22 protein-coding genes are annotated in these 20190 nt (G+C 66.9%); 14 read left to right on the forward strand and 8 right to left on the reverse strand.

All coding sequences use genetic code 11. The features are described 5' to 3' along the window. The first annotated feature begins 3 nt into the window (after positions 1-3). Positions 4-285: a hypothetical protein gene (locus A5732_RS11935; RefSeq protein WP_076052456.1), complete on the forward strand. Its 282-nt coding sequence runs from the start codon at positions 4-6 to the stop codon at positions 283-285. Here A5732_RS11935 and A5732_RS11940 read toward each other — a convergent pair. Both A5732_RS11940 and ramB read right to left on the reverse strand, forming a co-directional pair. Then, a complete protein-coding gene (locus A5732_RS11940; protein WP_076102296.1) occupies positions 280-849 on the reverse strand; it encodes a carboxymuconolactone decarboxylase family protein in 570 nt (189 codons plus the stop codon). The genes A5732_RS11935 and A5732_RS11940 overlap by 6 nt on opposite strands. Continuing rightward, positions 846-2270 carry an acetate metabolism transcriptional regulator RamB gene (ramB, locus tag A5732_RS11945; RefSeq protein ID WP_076102364.1) on the reverse strand — a complete coding sequence of 475 codons (1425 nt, stop codon included), beginning with the start codon at positions 2268-2270 and terminating at the stop codon, positions 846-848. The genes A5732_RS11940 and ramB overlap by 4 nt, the downstream gene beginning before the upstream one ends. A gap of 160 nt (positions 2271-2430) precedes the next feature. On the opposite strand from ramB, the gene A5732_RS11950 reads away from it, so the two are divergent. The 4 genes from A5732_RS11950 to A5732_RS11965 all read left to right on the forward strand — a co-directional run bounded on the left by A5732_RS11950 (position 2431) and on the right by A5732_RS11965 (position 6726). Next, positions 2431-3228, forward strand: a complete 798-nt coding sequence (locus tag A5732_RS11950; protein ID WP_076052501.1) for an acyl-[acyl-carrier-protein] thioesterase — start codon at positions 2431-2433, stop codon at positions 3226-3228. A 266-nt stretch (positions 3229-3494) separates the two neighbouring features. After that, positions 3495-4781: an isocitrate lyase gene (aceA, locus tag A5732_RS11955; RefSeq protein WP_064951935.1), complete on the forward strand. Its 1287-nt coding sequence runs from the start codon at positions 3495-3497 to the stop codon at positions 4779-4781. A 124-nt stretch (positions 4782-4905) separates the two neighbouring features. Beyond that, entirely contained in the window at positions 4906-5769 is an 864-nt protein-coding gene (locus tag A5732_RS11960) for a 3-hydroxybutyryl-CoA dehydrogenase (RefSeq protein ID WP_064951936.1), read from the forward strand. Between the two features lie 96 nt (positions 5770-5865). Further along, complete coding sequence (locus A5732_RS11965; protein ID WP_076052458.1) at positions 5866-6726, forward strand: cyclopropane mycolic acid synthase family methyltransferase; 861 nt, start codon at positions 5866-5868, stop codon at positions 6724-6726. Positions 6727-6787: 61 nt separating this feature from the next. Here the strand turns inward: A5732_RS11965 and pcaA are convergent, their stop codons facing one another. Next, positions 6788-7651, reverse strand: a complete 864-nt coding sequence (gene pcaA, locus A5732_RS11970) for a cyclopropane mycolic acid synthase PcaA (RefSeq protein ID WP_076102297.1) — start codon at positions 7649-7651, stop codon at positions 6788-6790. A gap of 175 nt (positions 7652-7826) precedes the next feature. Next, entirely contained in the window at positions 7827-8546 is a 720-nt protein-coding gene (locus A5732_RS11975) for a TetR/AcrR family transcriptional regulator (RefSeq protein ID WP_064950497.1), read from the reverse strand. A gap of 134 nt (positions 8547-8680) precedes the next feature. Between A5732_RS11975 and A5732_RS11980 the strand changes: the two genes are divergently transcribed. From A5732_RS11980 to deoC, 6 genes are all read left to right on the forward strand, one after another. Then, positions 8681-10060, forward strand: coding sequence for a DUF445 domain-containing protein (locus A5732_RS11980; protein ID WP_142256594.1), 1380 nt, complete (start codon positions 8681-8683; stop codon positions 10058-10060). Between the two features lie 93 nt (positions 10061-10153). Then, positions 10154-10570 (forward strand): helix-turn-helix domain-containing protein, encoded by a 417-nt coding sequence (locus A5732_RS11985; protein ID WP_064952697.1) that lies wholly within the window; start codon positions 10154-10156, stop codon positions 10568-10570. A 276-nt stretch (positions 10571-10846) separates the two neighbouring features. Then, complete coding sequence (gene hbhA, locus A5732_RS11990; RefSeq protein WP_076052502.1) at positions 10847-11452, forward strand: heparin-binding hemagglutinin HbhA; 606 nt, start codon at positions 10847-10849, stop codon at positions 11450-11452. A gap of 87 nt (positions 11453-11539) precedes the next feature. Continuing rightward, the gene (locus tag A5732_RS11995) at positions 11540-11827 is read left to right on the forward strand and encodes a DUF2516 family protein (protein WP_040629303.1); all 288 of its coding nucleotides are present in this window, start codon (positions 11540-11542) and stop codon (positions 11825-11827) included. A gap of 4 nt (positions 11828-11831) precedes the next feature. Next, entirely contained in the window at positions 11832-12272 is a 441-nt protein-coding gene (locus tag A5732_RS12000) for a DUF2599 domain-containing protein (protein ID WP_076052461.1), read from the forward strand. Further along, positions 12272-12949, forward strand: coding sequence for a deoxyribose-phosphate aldolase (gene deoC, locus A5732_RS12005; protein ID WP_076052462.1), 678 nt, complete (start codon positions 12272-12274; stop codon positions 12947-12949). The genes A5732_RS12000 and deoC overlap by 1 nt, the downstream gene beginning before the upstream one ends. Before the next feature lie 18 nt (positions 12950-12967). Here deoC and A5732_RS12010 read toward each other — a convergent pair whose 3' ends face one another. Genes A5732_RS12010 through A5732_RS12020 form a run of 3 tightly spaced genes read right to left on the reverse strand, consistent with a single transcriptional unit; the run spans position 12968 to position 15398 of the window. Beyond that, positions 12968-14014 (reverse strand): LmeA family phospholipid-binding protein, encoded by a 1047-nt coding sequence (locus A5732_RS12010; protein WP_171975010.1) that lies wholly within the window; start codon positions 14012-14014, stop codon positions 12968-12970. Continuing rightward, positions 14011-14844 (reverse strand): carbon-nitrogen hydrolase family protein, encoded by an 834-nt coding sequence (locus A5732_RS12015; RefSeq protein ID WP_076052464.1) that lies wholly within the window; start codon positions 14842-14844, stop codon positions 14011-14013. The genes A5732_RS12010 and A5732_RS12015 overlap by 4 nt, the downstream gene beginning before the upstream one ends. A 29-nt stretch (positions 14845-14873) precedes the next feature. Then, positions 14874-15398 carry a DUF2505 domain-containing protein gene (locus A5732_RS12020; protein WP_076102299.1) on the reverse strand — a complete coding sequence of 175 codons (525 nt, stop codon included), beginning with the start codon at positions 15396-15398 and terminating at the stop codon, positions 14874-14876. A 26-nt stretch (positions 15399-15424) separates the two neighbouring features. On the opposite strand from A5732_RS12020, the gene A5732_RS12025 reads away from it, so the two are divergent. Continuing rightward, on the forward strand, positions 15425-16531 hold the full coding sequence (locus A5732_RS12025; RefSeq protein ID WP_076102300.1) for a UDP-N-acetylmuramate dehydrogenase: 1107 nt from the start codon (positions 15425-15427) through the stop codon (positions 16529-16531). A gap of 71 nt (positions 16532-16602) precedes the next feature. Beyond that, positions 16603-17940 carry a L,D-transpeptidase gene (locus tag A5732_RS12030; protein WP_076052467.1) on the forward strand — a complete coding sequence of 446 codons (1338 nt, stop codon included), beginning with the start codon at positions 16603-16605 and terminating at the stop codon, positions 17938-17940. Here the strand turns inward: A5732_RS12030 and A5732_RS12035 are convergent. After that, positions 17924-18673 (reverse strand): SDR family NAD(P)-dependent oxidoreductase, encoded by a 750-nt coding sequence (locus A5732_RS12035; RefSeq protein ID WP_065075008.1) that lies wholly within the window; start codon positions 18671-18673, stop codon positions 17924-17926. The genes A5732_RS12030 and A5732_RS12035 overlap by 17 nt on opposite strands. Positions 18674-18908: 235 nt before the next feature. Between A5732_RS12035 and A5732_RS12045 the strand changes: the two genes are divergently transcribed. After that, positions 18909-20186 carry an ROK family protein gene (locus tag A5732_RS12045; protein ID WP_212568084.1) on the forward strand — a complete coding sequence of 426 codons (1278 nt, stop codon included), beginning with the start codon at positions 18909-18911 and terminating at the stop codon, positions 20184-20186. Positions 20187-20190 lie beyond the last annotated feature (4 nt).

Below are 20190 nucleotides of genomic sequence, written 5' to 3' on the forward strand. Positions count from 1 at the left end.
TTGATGCGCCGCACCGTCACTCCCCAGGCCATCGCGGGTGCCGTCGCTGGCCTGGCGACCGGTTATGTCCTGTGGTTGCTGGCCATTTCGAACGGCGACAACGCGACGGCCGGCCAGTGGGCCCCGCTGGTGCTGTTGGCCTCGGTGGTGCTGGGGATCGGCGCCGCGCTGTGGGGCTTGCGGCAGCGCCGGCGCGGCAAGCAGGCCTGGGCGGTGTTCGGCTTCACCCTGCCGGTACTTCCGGTGATACTGACGCTGACCATCCTCGTCGACGTCTACCTATAGCTGGCGCGGATGGTCCAGGGGGATGTCGAGCGCCGACATGGTCGCGGCAAGGCCGTCGTATTGGCTTGCGAGTAAACAGAATTCGATCAGCTGCCGCCGATCCAGGTGAGTCGCCAGCTGTCGCCAGGTGTCGGCGGTGACGGTCCGGTCTTTGACGAACTCGTCGGTGGCCGCCAGCAGCGCCTGCTGACGCACGGTCAGGCGGGCATCGACCGGGTCCAGCTTCTCGGGCCACGCGAAAATGGCGGCCTGCAGGTCCGCGTCCAGCCCGGCCGCCCGCGCCATCCGGCGGTGATGCTGCAGCTCGTACTCGCACCCGCGCAGATGCGCGACCCGCAGGATCACCAGTTCGGTGTCGATGGTGGGAAGCTTCCCGCGCAGCAGCCGGCCCCCGTACGCCAGCCATGTCCAGAACAGCAACCGGCGCTGACCCAGCGTGGTGAACAGATGCATCTCCGGGGCGGCCACGGTGCGCGCGCCGAGCTTCGCGATCACCCAATTGATCGGTCCCAGTTCGCGAAACCGCCCCGGCGGGATGCGTCCCTCCAGCGCCGGCGGGCTCACGGTTGGGTCACCAGGTACGGAGACACCGTGCTGCGGTGCTCGTCGAGATCGAGTGCGCGTCCGAGCGCCGGGAAGGCGCGCTGCGGGCAATTGTCGCGTTCGCAGACCCGGCAGCCCGCGCCGATCGGTGTGGCCACTGTCCCTGGTTCCCCCGAAACGTCGAGTCCTTCGGAGTAGACGAGCCGGTGCGCGTGGCGAAGCTCGCAGCCCAACCCGATCGCGAAGGTTTTACCCGGCTGACCATACCGGGCCGCGCGACGTTCCACCGTGCGGGCCACCCACATGTAGTTGCGCCCGTCGGGCATCTGCGCGATCTGCACCAGGATCTTGCCCGGATTGGCGAACGTCTCGTACACGTTCCACAGCGGGCAGGTGCCTCCGCTGGAGGAAAAGTGAAAGCCGGTGGCGGACTGACGTTTTGACATGTTTCCGGCCCGGTCGACCCGGACGAACGAGAACGGCACGCCGCGCATCGACGGGCGCTGCAACGTCGAAAGCCGGTGTGCGATGGTCTCATAACTGATCGAGTAGAACGACGACAGCCGCTCGACGTCGTAGCGGAAGTTCTCCGCGACGTCATGAAACTGACGGTAGGGGAGCACGGCGGCCGCGGCGAAGTAGTTGGCCAGCCCGAGCCGCGCCAGCGTGTGCGACTCGCCGCTGGTGAACTTGCCCTCCTCGACCAAAGTGTCGATCAGATCGCCGAATTCGAGGTAGGCCAGTTCGGCGGCCATCTTGAAAACCTGCTGCCCCACCGACAGGTGATTGCTGAATTCCAGCGTCTTGGTCTTGGGGTCGTAGCGGTGCAGCACGGTGTCGCCCAGGTCGATTCGGCGGTTGATGTGCACCCCGTGCACCTCGGTGAGCCGGCGGGTGAGCTCGCGCGCCAGATCGCCGTGGTGCAACCGCATCTTGATGGTGAGGTCCTCGGCGGCGGTGTCCAGCTCGTGCAGGTAGTTCTGCCGTTGGTAGAAGTAGTCGCGCACTTCCTCGTGCGGCATGGTGATGGAGCCGCTGCCGCTGCCGTCGGAGTACCGCTCCTCGGTGGCGGCCGCGAGCTGCGCCGTGGTGATCCGGTAGCGCCGGTGCAGGTTGACCACCGCGCGGGCCAGCCCGGGATGGGCGCTGACCATCTCGGCGACCTCCGTCGGGTCGACGTCGATGTCCAGATCGCGGTCCATGGTGACCTCGCGCAACTCGGCGACCAGCCGGGTGTCGTCCTGCGAGGAGAAGAAGGTCGCATCCACCCCGAACACCTCGGTGATGCGCAGCAGTACGGCCACCGTCAGCGGGCGGACGTCGTGCTCGATCTGGTTGAGGTAGCTCGGCGAGATCTCCAGCATCTGGGCCAGCGCGGCCTGGGAGAACCCGCGCTCGTTGCGCAGCTGGCGAACGCGGGAACCGACGAACGTCTTGGACACTTCACCGAGATTACCGGCCATGTGAAGATCTGGTTCGCAGACTTGGCATCGCAGACGGCCGGGTCGAGCTTGGTGTCCGGCGCACCCCGTTGGCATGATGCGACCCGGGCCTCAGGCCTTAGCCTGGGGTGACCACGAGGAGGAATCGGGGAGCGACGCCGTGAGCCTGGATAAACAACTGATGCCGGTGCCCGACGGTCACCCTGACGTTTTCGATCGCCAGTGGCCGTTGCGGGTCGGCGACATCGACCACACGGGCCGGTTGCGGCTGGACGCGTCCGCGCGCCACATCCAGGACATCGGCCAGGACCAGCTGCGCGAGATGGGCTTCGAGGAGACCCACCCGCTGTGGATCGTCCGGCGCACCATGCTCGACCTGATCCGGCCGATCGAGTTCAACGACATGCTGCGCCTGCGCAGATGGTGTTCGGGCACCTCGAACCGCTGGTGTGAGATGCGGGTTCGCATCGATGGGAAGCGCGGCGCGGGGCTCATCGAGTCCGAGGCCTTCTGGATCAACATCAACCGCGAGACCCAGATGCCCTCGCGCATCTCCGACGACTTCCTGGCCGGCCTGCGCAAGACGACCTCGGTGGACCGGCTGCGCTGGAAGTCCTACCTGAAGCCGGCCAGCCGGGACGACGCGGTCGAGATCCACGAGTTTCCGGTCCGGGTCACCGACATCGACCTGTTCGATCACATGAACAACTCGGTGTACTGGAGTGTGATCGAGGACTACCTGGCGTCGCACCCGGAGCTGATGAACCCGCCGCTGCGCATCACGATCGAGCACGAGGCGCCGGTGGCGCTGGGCGACAAGCTGGACATCATCTCGCACGTTCACCCGGCCGGATCCACCGACCAATTCGGCCCCGAGCTGGCCGATCGCACTGTTACAACGCTCACATACGCCGTGGGCGACGAGGCGAAAGCCGTCGCCGCGATCTTTGCTCGCTAAATCGGACAAGCGTCCCGTTAACCGCCGTTGACCTGCACGTTTTTGTTACCGGCGGGTAGGTTCTGAAACGGTTAAGTGAGTTAGCAACTTAGCAAGATTCGCAAATTCGCGCGCTCGCGTTGCTTAAATTGGCAATTGAAACGGGTGGACCGGCCCATATGGCCTGTGTCATCTTCGAGTTAGCACACCAGTGAAGTTGAGCCGCTAGCTACCGCCGGTGAGGCGTCCAGCAACTCAGTAGTGAAGATCGTGAAGGAGCATGCCCAATGTCTGTCGTTGGCACCCCCAAGAGCGCCGAACAGATCCAGAAGGACTGGGACACCAACCCGCGTTGGAAGGATGTGACCCGGACCTACACCGCCAAGGACGTCGTCGCCCTGCAGGGCACCGTCGTCGAGGAGGCCACCCTGGCCCGTCGCGGCGCCGAGGTGCTGTGGGAGCAGCTCCACGACCTGGAGTACATCAACGCGCTCGGCGCCCTGACCGGCAACATGGCCGTGCAGCAGGTGCGCGCCGGCCTGAAGGCCATCTACCTGTCCGGTTGGCAGGTCGCCGGTGACGCCAACCTGTCCGGCCACACCTACCCCGACCAGAGCCTGTACCCGGCCAACTCGGTGCCGCAGGTGGTGCGCCGGATCAACAACGCGCTGCTGCGCGCCGACGAGATCGCCGCGGTCGAAGGTGACACCTCGGTGAAGAACTGGCTGGCGCCGATCGTCGCCGACGGTGAGGCCGGCTTTGGTGGTGCGCTCAACGTGTACGAGCTGCAGAAGGCCATGATCGCCGCCGGTGTGGCGGGATCGCACTGGGAGGACCAGCTGGCCTCGGAGAAGAAGTGTGGCCACCTGGGTGGCAAGGTGCTGATCCCGACCCAGCAGCACATCCGCACCCTGACCTCGGCCCGCCTGGCCGCCGACGTGTGCGACGTGCCGACCGTCGTCATCGCCCGGACCGACGCCGAGGCCGCCACGCTGATCACCTCCGACGTCGACGAGCGCGACCAGCCGTTCATCACCGGTGAGCGCACCAAGGAGGGCTTCTACCGGGTCCGCAACGGCCTGGAGCCCTGCATCGCCCGGGCCAAGGCCTACGCGCCGTTCTCCGACCTGATCTGGATGGAGACCGGTACTCCGGACCTCGAGCTCGCCGCCAAGTTCGCCGAGGGCGTCAAGTCCGAGTTCCCGGACCAGATGCTGGCCTACAACTGCTCGCCGTCGTTCAACTGGCGCAAGCACCTGGACGACTCCACCATCGCGAAGTTCCAAAAGGAGCTCGCGGCAATGGGATTCAAGTTCCAGTTCATCACGCTGGCTGGCTTCCACGCCCTGAACTACTCGATGTTCGATCTGGCCTACGGCTACGCCCGCAACCAGATGACCGCTTACGTCGAGCTGCAGGAGCGCGAGTTCGCCGCCGAGGAGCGTGGCTACACCGCCACGAAGCACCAGCGCGAGGTGGGCGCCGGTTACTTCGACCGCATCGCCACCACGGTGGACCCGACCTCGTCGACCACCGCGCTGACCGGCTCGACCGAAGAGGGCCAGTTTCACTGAGGACGAGTGAGTGCGCGGCGCACGCCGCGGCCTGAAAATGAGATGAAGTAGCGTAGGCCCCGCCCAGCTAAACCTGGGCGGGGCCTATTGCGGTGCAAGACGATACGACACCGGAGAGAAATCAGTGAGTGACGCAGCGATCCAGCGGGTAGGAGTCGTGGGGGCCGGCCAGATGGGGTCCGGCATCGCCGAGGTCTCGGTCCGCGCCGGGGTCGACGTGACCGTGTTCGAGACCACCGAGGCCCTCATCACGGCCGGGCGCAACCGCATCGTGAAGTCGCTGGAGCGCGGCGTCAGCGCAGGCAAGGTGACCGAGCGGGAACGCGACCGGGCGCTGAGCAAGCTCACCTTCACCACCGACCTGAAGGACCTCGCCGACCGCCAACTGGTCATCGAGGCGATCATCGAAGACGACGCCGTCAAGGCGCAGGTCTTCGCCGAACTCGACCGGGTCATCACCGACCCGGACGCGGTCCTGGCGTCCAACACCTCCAGCATCCCGATCATGAAGATCGCCGCGGCCACCAAGAACCCGCAACGCGTGCTGGGTCTGCACTTCTTCAACCCCGTGCCGGTGCTGCCGTTGGTCGAGCTGGTCAGCACGCTGGTCACCGACGATGCCGCCGCCGCGCGCACCGAGGAATTCGCGAGCGCCGTGCTGGGCAAGCAGGTCGTGCGCTGCTCCGACCGGTCCGGCTTCGTGGTGAACGCGCTGCTGGTGCCCTACCTGCTGTCGGCGATCCGCATGGTGGAAGCCGGTTTCGCCACCGTCGAGGACGTCGACAAGGCCGTGGTGGCCGGGCTGTCGCACCCGATGGGCCCGCTGCGGCTGTCCGACCTGGTCGGTCTGGACACCTTGAAGCTGATCGCGGACAAGATGTTCGAGGAGTTCAAGGAACCGCAGTACGGCCCGCCGCCGCTACTGCTGCGCATGGTGGAGGCCGGCCGGCTGGGCAAGAAGACGGGCCAGGGCTTTTATACCTACTGAGTAACAACTGATGACGCACGGGTGCCCTGGATGGCCGGCAATTTACGCATCAGTTAGTATGCTCGCGTTAAATATGATGAAAGGTTTGTACCGAGCATGACTGGATTGGAACCCTATTACGAGGAGTCGCAGTCCATCTACGACGTCTCGGATGAATTCTTCGCGTTATTCCTTGACGACACGATGGGCTACACGTGTGCCTATTTCGAGCGCGATGACATGACGCTCGAAGAAGCCCAGATTGCGAAGTTCGACCTGGCGCTGGGCAAGCTGAACCTCGAGCCCGGGATGACGCTGCTGGACATCGGCTGCGGCTGGGGCGGTGCGCTGAAGCGGGCTATCGAGAAGTACGACGTCAACGTCATCGGAATTACCTTGAGCCGCAACCAGTTCGAGTACAGCAAGAAGAAGCTGGCCGGATTGCCGACGGACCGCAACATCGAGGTGCGCCTGCAGGGCTGGGAAGAGTTCGAAGACAAGGTCGACCGGATCGTCTCCATCGGCGCCTTCGAGGCATTTAAGTCGGAGCGCTATCCCGCATTTTTCGAACGCGCCTACGACATCCTTCCCGATGATGGTCGGATGCTTTTGCACACGATTTTGGCGTACTCGCAAAAGCAGCAGCATGAGCGTGGTGTTTCGATCACGATGAGCGATTTACGATTCATGCGTTTTATTGGTCAGGAAATTTTCCCGGGCGGACAGCTGCCGGCGCAGGAAGACATTTTCAAGTTCGGTGAGGCCGCCGGCTTCTCGATCGAGCGGGTGCAGCTGCTGCAGAAGCACTACGAGCGGACCCTCAACATCTGGGCGGCCAATCTGGAAGCCAACAAGGACCAGGCGATCGCCATCCAGTCCCAAGAGGTTTACGACCGTTACATGCACTATTTGACGGGATGCGAGAACTTCTTCCGCAAGGGCGTCTGCAATGTGGGGCAATTCACGATGGTGAAGTAGGCCAGATCAATTCAGCCCCGAACGGTGATCCGTTCGGGGCTGATTGTTTTCAGCGAGCCGGTTACTTCTCCAGCGTGAATTGATTGACGTCGGTGTAGCCCTCGCGGAACAGTTTCGCGCAGCCGGTGAGGTACTTCATGTAGCGGTCGTAGACCGCTTGGGACTGAATGGCCAGGGCCTGTTCGCGATTCGCTTCGAGTGCCTCGGCCCACAGGTCCAGTGTCCTGGCGTAGTGCAGCTGCAGCGACTGAACGCGGGTCAACTCGAAGCCCGCCGTGACCCCGTACTCACCGACGGTCTGGGGCGTCGGCAGCCAGCCGCCGGGGAAAATCTCGGACAGGATGAATTGCGAGAACTGGACGATCTCATGGGTCAGCGTCATGCCCTTGGCCCGGGCGTCCTTGAACGAGGGCCGAACGATGGTGTGCAGCAACATGACTCCGCCGGGCGGCAGCGCGTTATAGGCCATCTTGAAGAAGCGGCCGTAGCGCTGGCGGCCGAAGTGCTCGAACGCGCCGATCGACACGATGCGGTCCACCGGCTCGTGGAATTTCTCCCAGCCTTCCAGCAGCACCCGCCTGGTGCGGGTGGTGTCCATCTGGTCGAAGGACTGCTGCACGTGTTCGGCCTGGTTCTCCGACAGCGTCAGCCCGACGACGTTGACGTCGTATTTCTCGATGGCGCGCCGCAGGGTGGCTCCCCAGCCGCAACCGATGTCCAGCAGCGTCATCCCGGGCTCGAGCTTCAGCTTTCCCAGCGCCAGGTCGATCTTGGCGATCTGCGCCTGCTCGAGCGTCATCTCGTCACGCTCGAAGTAGGCGCAGCTGTAAGTCTGGGTGGGATCCAAGAACAGCCGGAAGAAGTCGTCGGACAAGTCGTAATGGGCTTGCACATTTCCGAAGTACGGCGTGAGCTGCACAGCCATGTCGACAAGAGCCTTCCTATATGCGGGGGACACGCGTAAACGGCCGAACGGCGACCCCGCGATATCCCCCGATACCCCCAAGGATGCTAGCCGCTGTCACGGACCGAGTCGCCCTCCTGAGGCGCGTCCCACACTCACACGGGCCGGGCGTAGTCCCCGAAACCGGCGGTGCCTTTTAGGCTCCGAAGCCGTCCTGACGCTCGCGGGGCGGCACGATCGGTGGAGGGTGAGGCTCCCCGCGGAATTTTTCCAGCGACCCGCCGACCTCGACGATGCCCTTGAGGGCATTCCAGCTCAGCATGGTCAGGTAGTCGATTAATTCATCGCGACTCATTCGCGGGTACGACATCCAGGAGTGGGTGGCCAGCTGGACGCCTCCGACGATCAAGTACGCCCACGGTTCCGCGCCACCGGTGTCCATTCCGGCGTGTTGCATGCGTCGGCGCATCAGCACCGCGAGCATGCGCGCGATGATCCGCTCGGAGTCGGCGATGACTTTGCTTTTGCTGGCCGAGCTGTTGGACATCACGAACCGGTATGGCTCGGGCTCGTTCGCGACGGTCTCGACGTACACGCGGATGACTTCGCGGGTCAGGTCGAAGCCGTCGAGGTTAGAGGTGAGCGCCCCGGCCATATTGGGAATCAGGGTGGTTTGGGTGAACCGCATCATCACGGCCGTCGTCAGGTCGTTCTTGTCGACGAAATAGCGGTACAGCACCGTCTTGGAGACACCGATCTCGGCCGCGATTTCGTCCATGCTCAACGCGCCACCCAATCGGCGAATCGCGTCGATCGTGCCGTCGACCAACTCGTTACGACGCTCCACTTTGTGTTGATGCCAGCGCCGCTTGCGCCCGTCCATTTTGACGCTCACAGCCGTGATTTGCTCTGCCACAGTCGCCGATTTCCCATTCCCTAGACGCCCTTGATCTTACGGCGTGAGGGGGTCGGTTTCCTGCCCTGGCCGGGCGTGGGTGAGACGTCGCGAACAGTGTCGTCACACCAATTCGCGGGAAGATACATGATGGAGTGGTGGCACATCGAGCCTCGGTGAGAGGCGAAGCGGCGGGCCCGCCGGGGGCGAGGCCCGATTCGGCGACGCCGACGACCGGCGCCCGACCCGCTCGCGCGTCTTTCGCCGAATCATTCGCCGGTGCCGATCCCGAGGCCGATGCGCAGCGCCGGGTGGCGTTGCGCCGAATGAAAATGGTGGCGCTGAGTTTTCTGATCGGTGCCACCGGCGTGTTCCTCGCCTGCCGGTGGGCCCAGGCGCATGCCAGCCTGGGGGCCTGGGTGGGATATGTCGGCGCGGCCGCCGAGGCCGGGATGGTCGGCGCCCTGGCGGACTGGTTCGCCGTGACCGCGCTCTTCCGGCACCCGCTGGGCATTCCCATCCCGCACACCGCGATCATCAAGCGCAAGAAAGACCAGCTGGGCGAGGGCCTGGGTACGTTCGTCCGGGAGAATTTCCTGTCGGCGGAGGTCGTCGAAACCAAGCTGCGCGACGCCCAGGTGTCCGGCCGGCTCGGCAAGTGGCTGTCCGAGGCCGTCCATGCCGAGCGGGTGGCGAGCGAGACGGCCACGGTACTGCGGGTGCTGGTCGAACTCCTGCGCGAGGACGTCCAACAGGTGATCGACCGGATGATCGTGCGCCGGATCGCCGAACCGCAGTGGGGCCCGCCGGTCGGGCGGGTGCTGGCCACCCTGCTGGCCGAGCACCGGCAGGAGGCGCTGATCCAATTGCTGGCCGACCGGGCGTTTCAATGGTCGCTGAAGGCCGGCGAGGTCATTCAGCGGGTGGTCGAGCGTGACTCACCGACCTGGTCGCCGCGCTTCGTCGACCATCTGGTCGGCGACCGCATCCACCGCGAGCTGATGGACTTCACCGACAAGGTGCGCCGCAATCCGGACCACGAACTGCGCCGGTCGGCCACCCGCTTCCTGTTCGACTTCGCCGACGACCTGCAGCACGACCCGGACACCATTGCTCGTGCCGACGCGATCAAGGAGCAGCTGATGGCGCGCGACGAGATCGCCAACGCCGCGGCGACGGCGTGGAAGACGCTGAAGCGGCTGGTGCTCGAGGGCGTGGACGATCCGTCCAGCGCCCTGCGCACCCGGATCGCCGACACCGTCGTCCGGATCGGGGAATCGCTGCGCGACGACGCCGACCTGCGGGACAAGGTCGACAACTGGCTGGTCCGGGCGGCCCAGCACCTGGTCTCGCAATATGGGGTGGAGATCACAGCGATCATCACCGACACGATCGAGCGCTGGGACGCCGAGGAGGCCAGCCGGCGCATCGAGTTGCACGTGGGCCGTGACCTGCAATTTATCCGGATCAACGGGACCGTGGTCGGTTCGCTGGCGGGCCTGGTGATCTACGCCGTCGCGCAGTTGCTGGTCTAGCGCATTTCTAGCAGTGCTAACAAGTGCTTGCAATAGCAAGCACTTGTAGTAGTCTGGGCGCGTCCAGATCAGCCGCCCGACCAGGAGCACGCGATGACGCCCGAGGAGAAGCTCTCCGCCAAGGTGTCCAACGCTGCCTCCGAAGTGGCCTCTGACATCGGCAGTTTCATCCGTAGCCAGCGTGAACTCGCGCAGGTGTCGGTGCGCCAACTCGCCGAAAAGTCCGGGGTCAGCAATCCATATCTGAGCCAGGTGGAGCGTGGATTGCGTAAGCCCTCCGCCGATGTCTTGAACCAGATCGCGAAGGCCCTCCGGGTCTCCGCCGAGGTTCTCTATGTGCGCGCTGGGATTCTCGAGCCCAGTGACAAGAGTCAGGTGCGGGACGCCATCGTCACCGACACTGCGATCACCGAGCGCCAAAAGCAAATTCTGCTCGACATCTACACATCGTTCACCCAGCAAAACGAATCGATCCAAGAGGAGTGTCCGACCGAATCCGACAGCGAGTGATCGGCCCGTTTTTTTCCGGCACCGTAGCCATCTGTGCTGGGAGTTTGCGCCACGAAGCGGGCTTCCCACCTCGCGATTGCGAGTTGGTGATGTATAGACGACCGGCCGTCGCGGTTACCCAACGGGGAGGAGCCACCGGTTCCGGCTGAACTGCTGAACGAACCGCCCCGGCACTGGCGGCCCCAGTTGCGAAGGAGACGTTTGCACCTAACTTCTCGACCAGACAGCTAATAACACCGAGTAACACCGATAGCGAAAGCAATGAAAGGAAAGACCATGGCGGAAAACACGAACATCGAAGACTTGCGGGCCCCGCTGCTCGCGGCGCTGGGCGCGGCCGACTTGGCCCTGGCCACCGTCAACGACCTGATCGCCGGCCTGCGCGAGCGCGCCGAGGAGACCCGCGCCGAGACCCGCGGCCGGGTGCAGGAACGCCGCGCTCGCCTGACCAAGCTCCAGGAGGACCTGCCCGAGCAGTTCACCGAGCTGCGCGACAAGTTCACCACCGAGGAGCTGCGCCGGGCGGCCGAGGGCTACCTGGAGGCCGCGACCAGCCGGTACAACGAGCTCGTCGAGCGCGGCGAGGCTGCCCTGCAGCGGCTGCGTAACCAGACCGCGTTCGAGGACGCGTCCGCGCGCGCCGAGGGCTACGTCGACCAGGCCGTCGAGCTGACGCAGGAAGCTTTGGGCACCGTCGCGTCGCAGACCCGCGCGGTCGGCGAGCGCGCCGCCAAGCTCGTCGGCATCGAACTGCCCGGCAAGACCGAAGTGACCACCAAGAAGGCCCAGAAGGCCGTCGCCAAGAAGGCCCCCGCCAAGAAGGCTCCGGCCAAGAAGGCTCCGGCTAAAAAGGCTCCGGCCAAGAAGGTCACCCAGAAGTAAGCATCACCCAGCACGACGTTCGGCTCCGAGTCGCCTTCGGGTGGCTCGGAGTCGACGTTTTGGAGGGTGCCCGCATACCCTTAAGGCGTGAACCACCTCGTGGGAACCGTCATGCTGGTCTTGCAGATCGCCGTCTTGGTCACGGCGATCTACGCATTCGTGCATGCCGCGCTGCAACGACCCGACGCCTACACCGCCGCCGAGAAGCTGACCAAGCCGGTGTGGTTGCTGATCCTGGGTGGTGCCGTCGCGCTGACATCCATCTTGGGTTTCGTTTTCGGTGTGCTCGGAATGGCGATCGCGGCTTGTGCCGCCGGCGTGTATCTGGTCGACGTTCGGCCCAAACTGCTTGAGATCCAAGGCAAGTCGCGCTAGTGGAATGAAGGCCCTGCTGACGGCGCCGATCGCGGCGCTCGTCGCCTTGTCCTGCCCGGTACCGCACGCCGTTGCCGACCCCGACCCGGGCGGTGGCGCGGCGGTTCCGCCCGCCCCGGCCCCGCCGTACATCGACCACACCCAGTGGGCGCAGTGGCAGGGCCTAAGCAGCCTGCGGGTGTTCCCGTCGCCGGCCGGGCGGGCCGCCTCGAGAATCCCCGCCACCACGGCGCCGGCCGACGAGGCCTGGGCCGAGGTGCTCGCCTTATCGCCGGACGCCGACACCGCCGGCATGCGCGCGCAGTTCCTCTGCCACTGGCAGTTCGCCGAACTCGCCCAGCCCGGCAAGGTCAGCTGGAACCTGGAGCCCTGGCGACCGGTCGTCGACGACAGCGAAATGGTCGCCTCCGGCTGCAATCCCGGCGGTCCGGAAGAATCCTTCTGATGGCACCCCAACCCAGCCGAGCGCAATTGGCCGCGTTCGTCGACCACACCCTGCTCAAACCCGAAGCGACCGACGCCGACGTGGCCGCCCTGGTCGCCGAAGCGGCCGAACTCGGCGTGTACGCGGTGTGCGTCTCGCCCTCGATGGTCCCTGTCGCGGTGCGAGCCGGCGCCGGCGTCCGGGTGGCCAGCGTCGCGGGCTTCCCGTCCGGCAAGCACCTCCCGGCGGTGAAGGCACACGAAGCGGCCCTGGCCGTCGCGTCCGGCGCCGGCGAGATCGACATGGTCATCGATGTCGGGGCGGCGCTGGCCGGCGACCTCGACGCGGTGCGCGCCGACGTCCACGCCGTGCGCGGCGCGATCGGCGGCGCCGTGCTCAAGGTGATCGTGGAGTCGGCCGCGCTGCTTGCGCTGGCCGACGAGCCCACGCTCGCGCAGGTATGCCGGGCCGCCGAAGACGCCGGCGCAGACTTCGTGAAGACGTCTACCGGTTTCCATCCGGCCGGCGGCGCATCCGTGCGCGCGGTCGCGCTGATGGCCGAGACCGTCGGTGGACGCCTCGGGGTGAAGGCCAGCGGCGGCATCCGCACCGCCGAGGACGCGCTCGCGATGCTGGATGCCGGCGCCACCCGGCTGGGGTTGTCGGGCACCCGGGGAGTGCTCGACGGCCTCGGCTAACGGACTAGATGCTCGCCGTCAGAGGTGGGCGAAGCAGGGGTCGTTGTCGTTGCCGTTCGGAATGGTGGCGTTCCGCGTCGAGAAGTGGCTTGTCACACCCTTATCCGTGACCTGCACGCTGTCGGCGTGGATACCCAGCGGGTAGTTCTTGGTCAGGTTCGAGGTGAAGTCGTCCAGCGTCGATTGCACGGACTCCTTGGGCATTTTGAAGCCGAGCGCGTTGAAGCTGACGATCTGCAGCTGCAAGCCGGTGCCCGACACCACCGGCTTGGCGGTGATGTTGTCCAACATGCCCTTCAACTCGATGGTGCCGTCGGCGGGATGCGTGGTCACGGTGTTGGTGACGAACGGGCCCAGCACCGGGATCGCGTTCTGCACCGACTCCTTGATGCCGTCACTGGTCCAGTCGATCGTGGCGTCCAGCGAGCCGAGGGTGCCCTTGGAGTTGCCCGTGTCCTTGAGCCGGACGTCGTTGATGTTGATCGAGAGCTTCATGCCCTTGGCGTCGCGGATGTTGTTGCCGGCGGTCTGCACCGAGATGTTGGTGTAGTGCTTGGTCGCCTGTTGCCACAGCATCAGGGGCGTCACCCCGAAGGACGCGGTGGCCTGGTCCTTGACCTCACACGCCACCGCCTGGGCGACCTTGCTGTCCGCGAGGTGGCGCACGTACAGCTCGGCCCCGATGAGCCCGGCGATGATCAGCGCGATCACGATGATGAAGATCAGCAGGACGGACACCGGGTCACGGCCGAAGCGGCGCTTCTTCTTCCCCGTTGTCGCGTCGTCGTGCGGGGGAGTGGCCAGGCGCTCAGTCGGACCCGCGGGCGGGGTCGGCGGCGGCGGGTAGCCGGGCTGCTGCATATGCGGCTGGGGCGTCCCGAATCGCTCGGTCTGCCCCGGTGGGGGCCCGTGAGCGGGAGGCGGCGGCGGGGGTACGTGACCCGGGCCGCCGGTGCTTATCCGCTCGGTCGGCCGCTCGGTTGGCGGCTGGCCGAAAGGTCCCTGGTTGGAGGGACGGCCCCACTGCGACGGGTCCGGGTTGGGTGGTCCTTGTGGGTTCGTCACCCGACCGATTCTGCCCTATCAACCTGAGCAAAGTCCGAGTGGTTGCTAAGGACTGCGATGTTCTTGCGGGCCTCTGCGACCCTGTCGACATCGAGATCGGCAACCACGAGCTGCGGGTTCGAGCCGGCCGACGCGACGACCTCGCCCAGGGGCGAGACCACCAGGCTGCCCCCGACCCCGGTCGGCGCCCCCGACGCGGGTCCGTGCGCGGCACCGGGATCGGCCTGACCGGCCGCCGCGACGTAGCTCATCGAATCGAGCGCGCGGGCGCGGGCCAGCAGCGTCCACTGATCGAGTTTGCCGGGGCCCGAGCCCCAGGATGCGCAGACCGCGATCACCTGGGCGCCGCGGCGGGCCAGCTCGGTGTAGAGCGCGGGAAAACGAATGTCGTAGCAAACCGTCAGCCCCACCCGGACGCCGTCGACCGTGATCACCACCGGGTCGTGGCCCGGCGCGACCGTGCGCGATTCGGTGAAGCCGAATGCGTCGTAGAGGTGGATCTTGTCGTAGTGGCCGTGCGACTCGGGGGAATCGCGCGGACCGGCCGCGATCAGCGTGTTCTTCACCCGCCCGTCGCCCGACGGGGTGAACATGCCGGCGACGACGGTGATGTTGGAATCGGCCGCGACGCGGCGCACCCCGTCGGCCCAGGGCCCGTCGACCGGCTCGGCTACCGGACCCAGCGGCACACCGAACCGGCACATCGTCGCCTCGGGGAACACCACCAGCGTCGCGCCCGCATCGGCGGCCCGGCGGCTGTATTCGTCCACCAGCCGCAGGTTTGCTGCCGGGTCCGTGCCGCTGAGGATCTGCGCCAAGGCGATTCGCATGAGCGCCAGCTTAGGCCGGGCCGGAGGCCTCAGGCCGATTTGGCGATCCACTCCGTGGTGAAGCGCTGTTCGGCGGCGATCAGTTCGGCCAGCCGGGTGCCGATGAAGTTCTCCAACTTGCCGCCGATGATCGGTACGCGCACCTGGACTGTGGCGCGGAACGTCAGCCGGGAGCCGCCGGTCGCTTCGATGGGCTCCAGGACGGCGCTGCCGGTCAGGTTCACCGGCGCATCCACGATCGAACCCACGACCGACCCCGACGCGGCGCCCCCGGTGACCGGCCCCCACGTCTCCTCGCGCCGGATGCGCAGGTCACCGCTGTGCAGCTGGGTGACCATCCCGGGGAGCTTGTCACTGCGGATCACCTGCAGCGTGACGACCTCGACGGTGTCGTCGTCCCCGGACTCGCCGCCGACCCGCATCGACTCCAGTGTGGCGACGTCGACGCCGGACCCGGCCAGCCTGGCCCGCCAGTAATTCGCATCGGTGAAGGCGCGGTGCACCTCGTCAACACTGCCGTCGTAATCGGCCGACAAGTCGAATGAACGCGGCATAGCAGGTCAGGCTACCGTTACGGGCCATGAATTCCAGCGGAGCCGGATCGGAGTTCGCCGGTGCGCCGGTGGCCGACGCGGCGCCGCTGGCGCCACTCACCACCCTGCGGGTCGGACCGACCGCGCGCCGCCTGATCACCTGCACGACCAGCGAACAGGTGATCGCCACCCTGCGGCGGCTGGACGCCGAAACGCCCGGCGGGCAACGCGACCCGGTGCTGGTCTTCGCCGGCGGCTCCAACCTGGTGATCTCCGACGCCCTGACCGGCCTGACCGCGGTGCGGCTGGCCAACGCCGGCATCACCGTCGACGGCAACCTGGTCCGCGCCCAGGCGGGCGCGGTGTGGGACGACGTCGTGGTGGCCGCCATCGAGCACGGTCTCGGCGGACTGGAATGCCTGTCCGGCATCCCCGGCTCGGCCGGGGCCACCCCGGTCCAGAACGTCGGGGCCTACGGCGCCGAAGTCTCCGACACCATCACCCGGGTGCGGGTGCTCGATCGCGGCAACGGCGAGGTGCGCTGGGTGCCGGGCAGCGAGCTGGGCTTCGGCTACCGCACCAGCGTGTTCAAACGCGGCGGCCACGGTGGACTCGAAATCCCTTCTGTCGTCCTGGAAGTGGAGTTCGCGCTGGACGCGTCCGGACGCAGCGCGCCGTTGCGCTACGCCGAGCTGGCGGCCGCGCTCAACGTGGCCGCCGGCGAGCGCGCCGACCCGCAAGCCGTCCGCGACGCCGTGCTGGCATTGCGGGCGCGCAAGGGCATGGTGCTCGACCCGGCCGACCACGACACCTGGAGCGTGGGCTCGTTCTTCACCAACCCGGTGGTCACCCCGGACGTCTACGAGCGGCTGGCCGCATCCGTCGACGGGCCGGTGCCGAACTATCCGGCGCCCGACGGGGTCAAGCTGGCCGCCGGCTGGCTGGTGGAACGGGCCGGCTTCGGCAAGGGTTATCCGGACGAGGAGACCGCCCGGTGCCGGTTGTCGACCAAGCACGCGCTGGCGCTGACCAACCGCGGCGGAGCCGGCTCCGACGACGTGATTGCGCTGGCCCGCACCATCCGCGACGGGGTGCGGGCTGTGTTTGGCATCACACTGGTCCCCGAGCCCGTCCTGCTCGGCTGCAGGCTGTAGCCGCAAAATTCGCCGACGCGCCCGCGGCGCCGGTTTGTGGTGGCCGGACTGCCCGATTTTCCCCGGTATCTTTGATTTTCGTGACCCCGTCCAGCGCCCCACGGCCGTTCAACCGGCGTGCGGCTTTAGCGACCCTCGGACTGGGTGTGCTTGCCCCCAACGTGCTGGCCGCCTGCGGCGGCACGACCGCGAAGCAGGCCGAGAAGAAAGAGCAGCCCGCACCCCAGCTCAAGTACCAGCCCGCCAACGCGACCGAGAACGTGGTGCCGATCGCCCCGGTCAGCGTCGAGGTCAACGACGGCTGGTTCCAGCACGTCACACTGACGAACTCGTCGGGCAAGGCCGTCACTGGCGCCTTCAACTCCGACCGCACCGTCTACACGACCTCCGAGCCGCTGGGCTACGACCAGACCTATACCTGGAACGGCTCGGCCGTCGGGCATGACGGCAAGGCGATCCCGGTGGCGGGCAAGTTCACCACGGTGTCGCCCACCAAGAAGATCGGCGGGTCGTTCCAGCTCGGCGACGGGCAGACCGTCGGGATCGCGGCGCCGATCATCATCCAGTTCGACGCGCCGATCAGCGACAAGGCCGCCGTCGAGAAGGCGCTCACCGTCACCACCAATCCGCCCGTCGAGGGCAGCTGGGCCTGGCTGCCCGACGAAGCGGCCGGTGCGCGGGCGCACTGGCGGACTCGCGAGTACTACCCGGCGGGCACCACGGTCAACGTCGAGGCCAAGCTCTACGGCCTGCCGTTCGGCGACAGCGCCTACGGCGCCGACGACATCTCACTGAACATCCAGATCGGTCGCCGGCAGGTGGTCAAGGCCGAGGTCTCGTCGCACCGCATCCAGGTGATTCGCGACGAGGGCGTCATCATGGACTTCCCGTGCAGTTACGGCGAGGCGGACAAGGCACGCAACGTCACCCGCAACGGTATCCACGTGGTCAGCGAGAAGTACGCCGACTTCTACATGTCCAACCCGGCCGCCGGCTACAGCCACATCCACGAGCGCTGGGCGGTGCGGATCTCCAACAACGGCGAGTTCATCCACGCCAACCCGGCCAGCTCCGGCGCCCAGGGCAACACCAACGTCACCAACGGGTGCATTAACCTGTCCACGGCAGACGCCGAGCAGTACTTCCAGTCGGCGATGTACGGCGACCCGGTCGAGGTGACCGGTAGCTCGATCCAGCTGTCCTACTCCGACGGTGACCTGTGGGACTGGGCCGTGGACTGGGACACCTGGGTGGCCATGTCCGCGCTGCCGCCGCCGACCGCGCACCCGCCGGGCAGCCAGATTCCCGTCACCGCGCCGGTCACGCCGTCCAACGCGCCGACCCTGTCGGGCACCCCGACCACGACGACGTCACCGGCCAGCACCGGCCCCGCTACCCCTGGCGGTTAAACCGGGAGGTCGTGGCCTGGTCGCGCGGCTTCATCACGATCAAGTCCAGATCGACGTGCGACGGCCGCGAGGCGACAAACCCGATCACCTCGGCCACGTCGTCGGCCACCAGCGGCGTGATGCCGGTGTAGACGGCGTCGGCGCGTTGTTGGTCGCCGTCGAAGCGGACCAACGAGAATTCCGTTTCGACCGCGCCCGGGGCGATCTCCGTCAGCCGCACCGGCTTGCCCAGTAGCTCGCCACGCAGCGTGCGGTGCATCGCCCCCTGGGCGTGCTTGGCCGCGGTGTATCCGGCGCCGCCATCGTAAACCTCAAGTGCCGCAACGGAAGTGACGGTGACGATCAGCCCGTCGCCGGAGTCGATCAGCTTGGGCAGCAGCGCGCGGGTGACCCGCAGCGTGCCGATCACGTTGGTCTCCCACATCCACTGCCAGTGCTCGAGTTCGGCCTCGGCGACCGGCGCCAGGCCCCGGGCGCCACCGGCGTTGTTCACCAGCACGTCGACGCGGTCCAATTTGCTCGCCAATGTTTCGACCGATGCCTCATCTGTGACATCGGCCACAATGGCGGTACCCCCGATTTCACTGGCCAGGGCCTCAATCCGGTCCGCCCGGCGCGCCACCGCGACGACATGAAAGCCCTGCGCAGCCAGGTTGCGGGCGGTTGCTGCGCCGATCCCCGAGCTGGCCCCGGTGATTACTGCGACTCGTTTATTCCTGCCAGTTTTAACCATCGAAACAACCTTAATGAACGTGCTAGATTTTGCGTGTGCTCCTTAGCGCCCTGTCCAACACCACCACCGCCGCGTGTCTGTGCGCGGCGGGTGCGTGTTGTTGCTGCGCACTTTGCCGCTCCTGACCCCAGCCAGGTGTGGCCAAGACGGCCAGCAAAATTCGGACAAAAGGACGCTCGTGCGCACGAATACCCTCACCCATACCCATCATTCGCCCAGCCGTGCCGTCGGGCATCTGCCCGGTCAAAAGGGCCACCGCTCGGTGCGCCGGCAGATCGTGCCGCCGGCGCTGAACATCCCCGACTCGGCGGCCGCCTCCGTCTTCCGGGCCGTGCGGTTGCGCGGCCCCGTCGGCCGTGACGTCATCGCCGGCGTCACCTCGCTGAGCATCGCCACGGTCAACCGCCAAGTCATCGCCCTGCTGGAAGCAGGGCTGCTGCGCGAGCGCGCCGACCTGGCCGTGTCCGGCGCCATCGGCCGCCCGCGCGTGCCGGTGGAGGTCAACCACGAGCCGTTCGTGACGCTCGGCATCCACATCGGTGCGCGAACCACCAGCATCGTGGCCACCGACCTGTTCGGCCGCACCCTCGACACGGTCGAGACCCCGACACCGCGCAACCCGGCCGGCCCCGCGCTGGCGACGCTGGCCGACAGCGCCCGCCGCTACCTGCGGCGTTGGCACCGGCGGCGGCCGCTGTGGGTGGGGGTCGCCATCGGTGGCACCGTCGACAGCGGCACCGGCCAGGTGGACCACCCGCGGCTGGGCTGGCGCCAGGCGCCGGTCGGGCAGGTGCTGGCCGACGCGCTGGGCCTGCCAGTGTCGGTGGCGTCGCACGTCGACGCCATGGCCGGCGCCGAGCTGCTGCTGGGCATGCGACGCTTCCTGCCCAGCTCGCCGACCAGCTTGTACGTCTACGCCCGCGAGACCGTGGGCTACGCGCTGGTGATCGGCGGGCGGGTGCACGTGCCGGCCAGCGGACCCGGCACTATCGCGACCCTGCCGGCCCACTCCGAGCTGCTCGGCGGCACCGGTCAGCTGGAGTCGACCGTCAGCGACGAGGCCGTCGTGGCCGTCGCCCGCCAGCAACGCATCCTGCCGTTCGCCCCGGCGAACCGCGTCAACGGCTCCGCCACCGGCATCTCCGAGCTGCTGCGGGTGGCGCGGGCCGGCAACCAGCAGGCCAAGGACCTGCTCGCCGAGCGGGGCCGCGTGCTCGGCGAGGCGGTGGCGTTGCTGCGCGACATGCTCAACCCCGACGAGCTGGTGGTCGGCGGGCAGGCTTTCACCGAATACCCCGAGGCGATGGAGCAGGTGGAGGCGGCCTTCGCGGAACGCTCCGTGCTGGGGCCCCGCGACATCCGCCTCACCGCCTTCGGCAACCGGGTGCAGGAGGCCGGCGCGGGCACCGTCTCGCTGTCCGGGCTGTACGCCGACCCGCTGGGTGCGATGCGGCGCGCCGGGGCGCTGGATGGTCGGCTGCACGACGTGGCTCGCGACGAGTCGTCCGCCTGACGCG

It is taken from the genome of Mycobacterium colombiense (assembly GCF_001953985.1).
GTDB classification, from domain to species: domain Bacteria; phylum Actinomycetota; class Actinomycetes; order Mycobacteriales; family Mycobacteriaceae; genus Mycobacterium; species Mycobacterium colombiense_B.

Coding starts and splice junctions, on each gene's coding strand:
- A5732_RS11935 (WP_076052456.1), top strand. CDS start 4: ATGCGCCGCACCGTCACTCCCCAGGCCATCGCGGGTGCCGTCGCTGGC.
- aceA (WP_064951935.1), top strand. CDS start 3,495: ATGTCTGTCGTTGGCACCCCCAAGAGCGCCGAACAGATCCAGAAGGAC.
- A5732_RS11965 (WP_076052458.1), top strand. CDS start 5,866: ATGACTGGATTGGAACCCTATTACGAGGAGTCGCAGTCCATCTACGAC.
- pcaA (WP_076102297.1), bottom strand. CDS start 7,651: ATGGCTGTGCAGCTCACGCCGTACTTCGGAAATGTGCAAGCCCATTAC.
- A5732_RS11985 (WP_064952697.1), top strand. CDS start 10,154: ATGACGCCCGAGGAGAAGCTCTCCGCCAAGGTGTCCAACGCTGCCTCC.
- hbhA (WP_076052502.1), top strand. CDS start 10,847: ATGGCGGAAAACACGAACATCGAAGACTTGCGGGCCCCGCTGCTCGCG.
- A5732_RS12000 (WP_076052461.1), top strand. CDS start 11,832: ATGAAGGCCCTGCTGACGGCGCCGATCGCGGCGCTCGTCGCCTTGTCC.
- deoC (WP_076052462.1), top strand. CDS start 12,272: ATGGCACCCCAACCCAGCCGAGCGCAATTGGCCGCGTTCGTCGACCAC.
- A5732_RS12015 (WP_076052464.1), bottom strand. CDS start 14,844: ATGCGAATCGCCTTGGCGCAGATCCTCAGCGGCACGGACCCGGCAGCA.
- A5732_RS12020 (WP_076102299.1), bottom strand. CDS start 15,398: ATGCCGCGTTCATTCGACTTGTCGGCCGATTACGACGGCAGTGTTGAC.
- A5732_RS12025 (WP_076102300.1), top strand. CDS start 15,425: ATGAATTCCAGCGGAGCCGGATCGGAGTTCGCCGGTGCGCCGGTGGCC.
- A5732_RS12035 (WP_065075008.1), bottom strand. CDS start 18,673: ATGGTTAAAACTGGCAGGAATAAACGAGTCGCAGTAATCACCGGGGCC.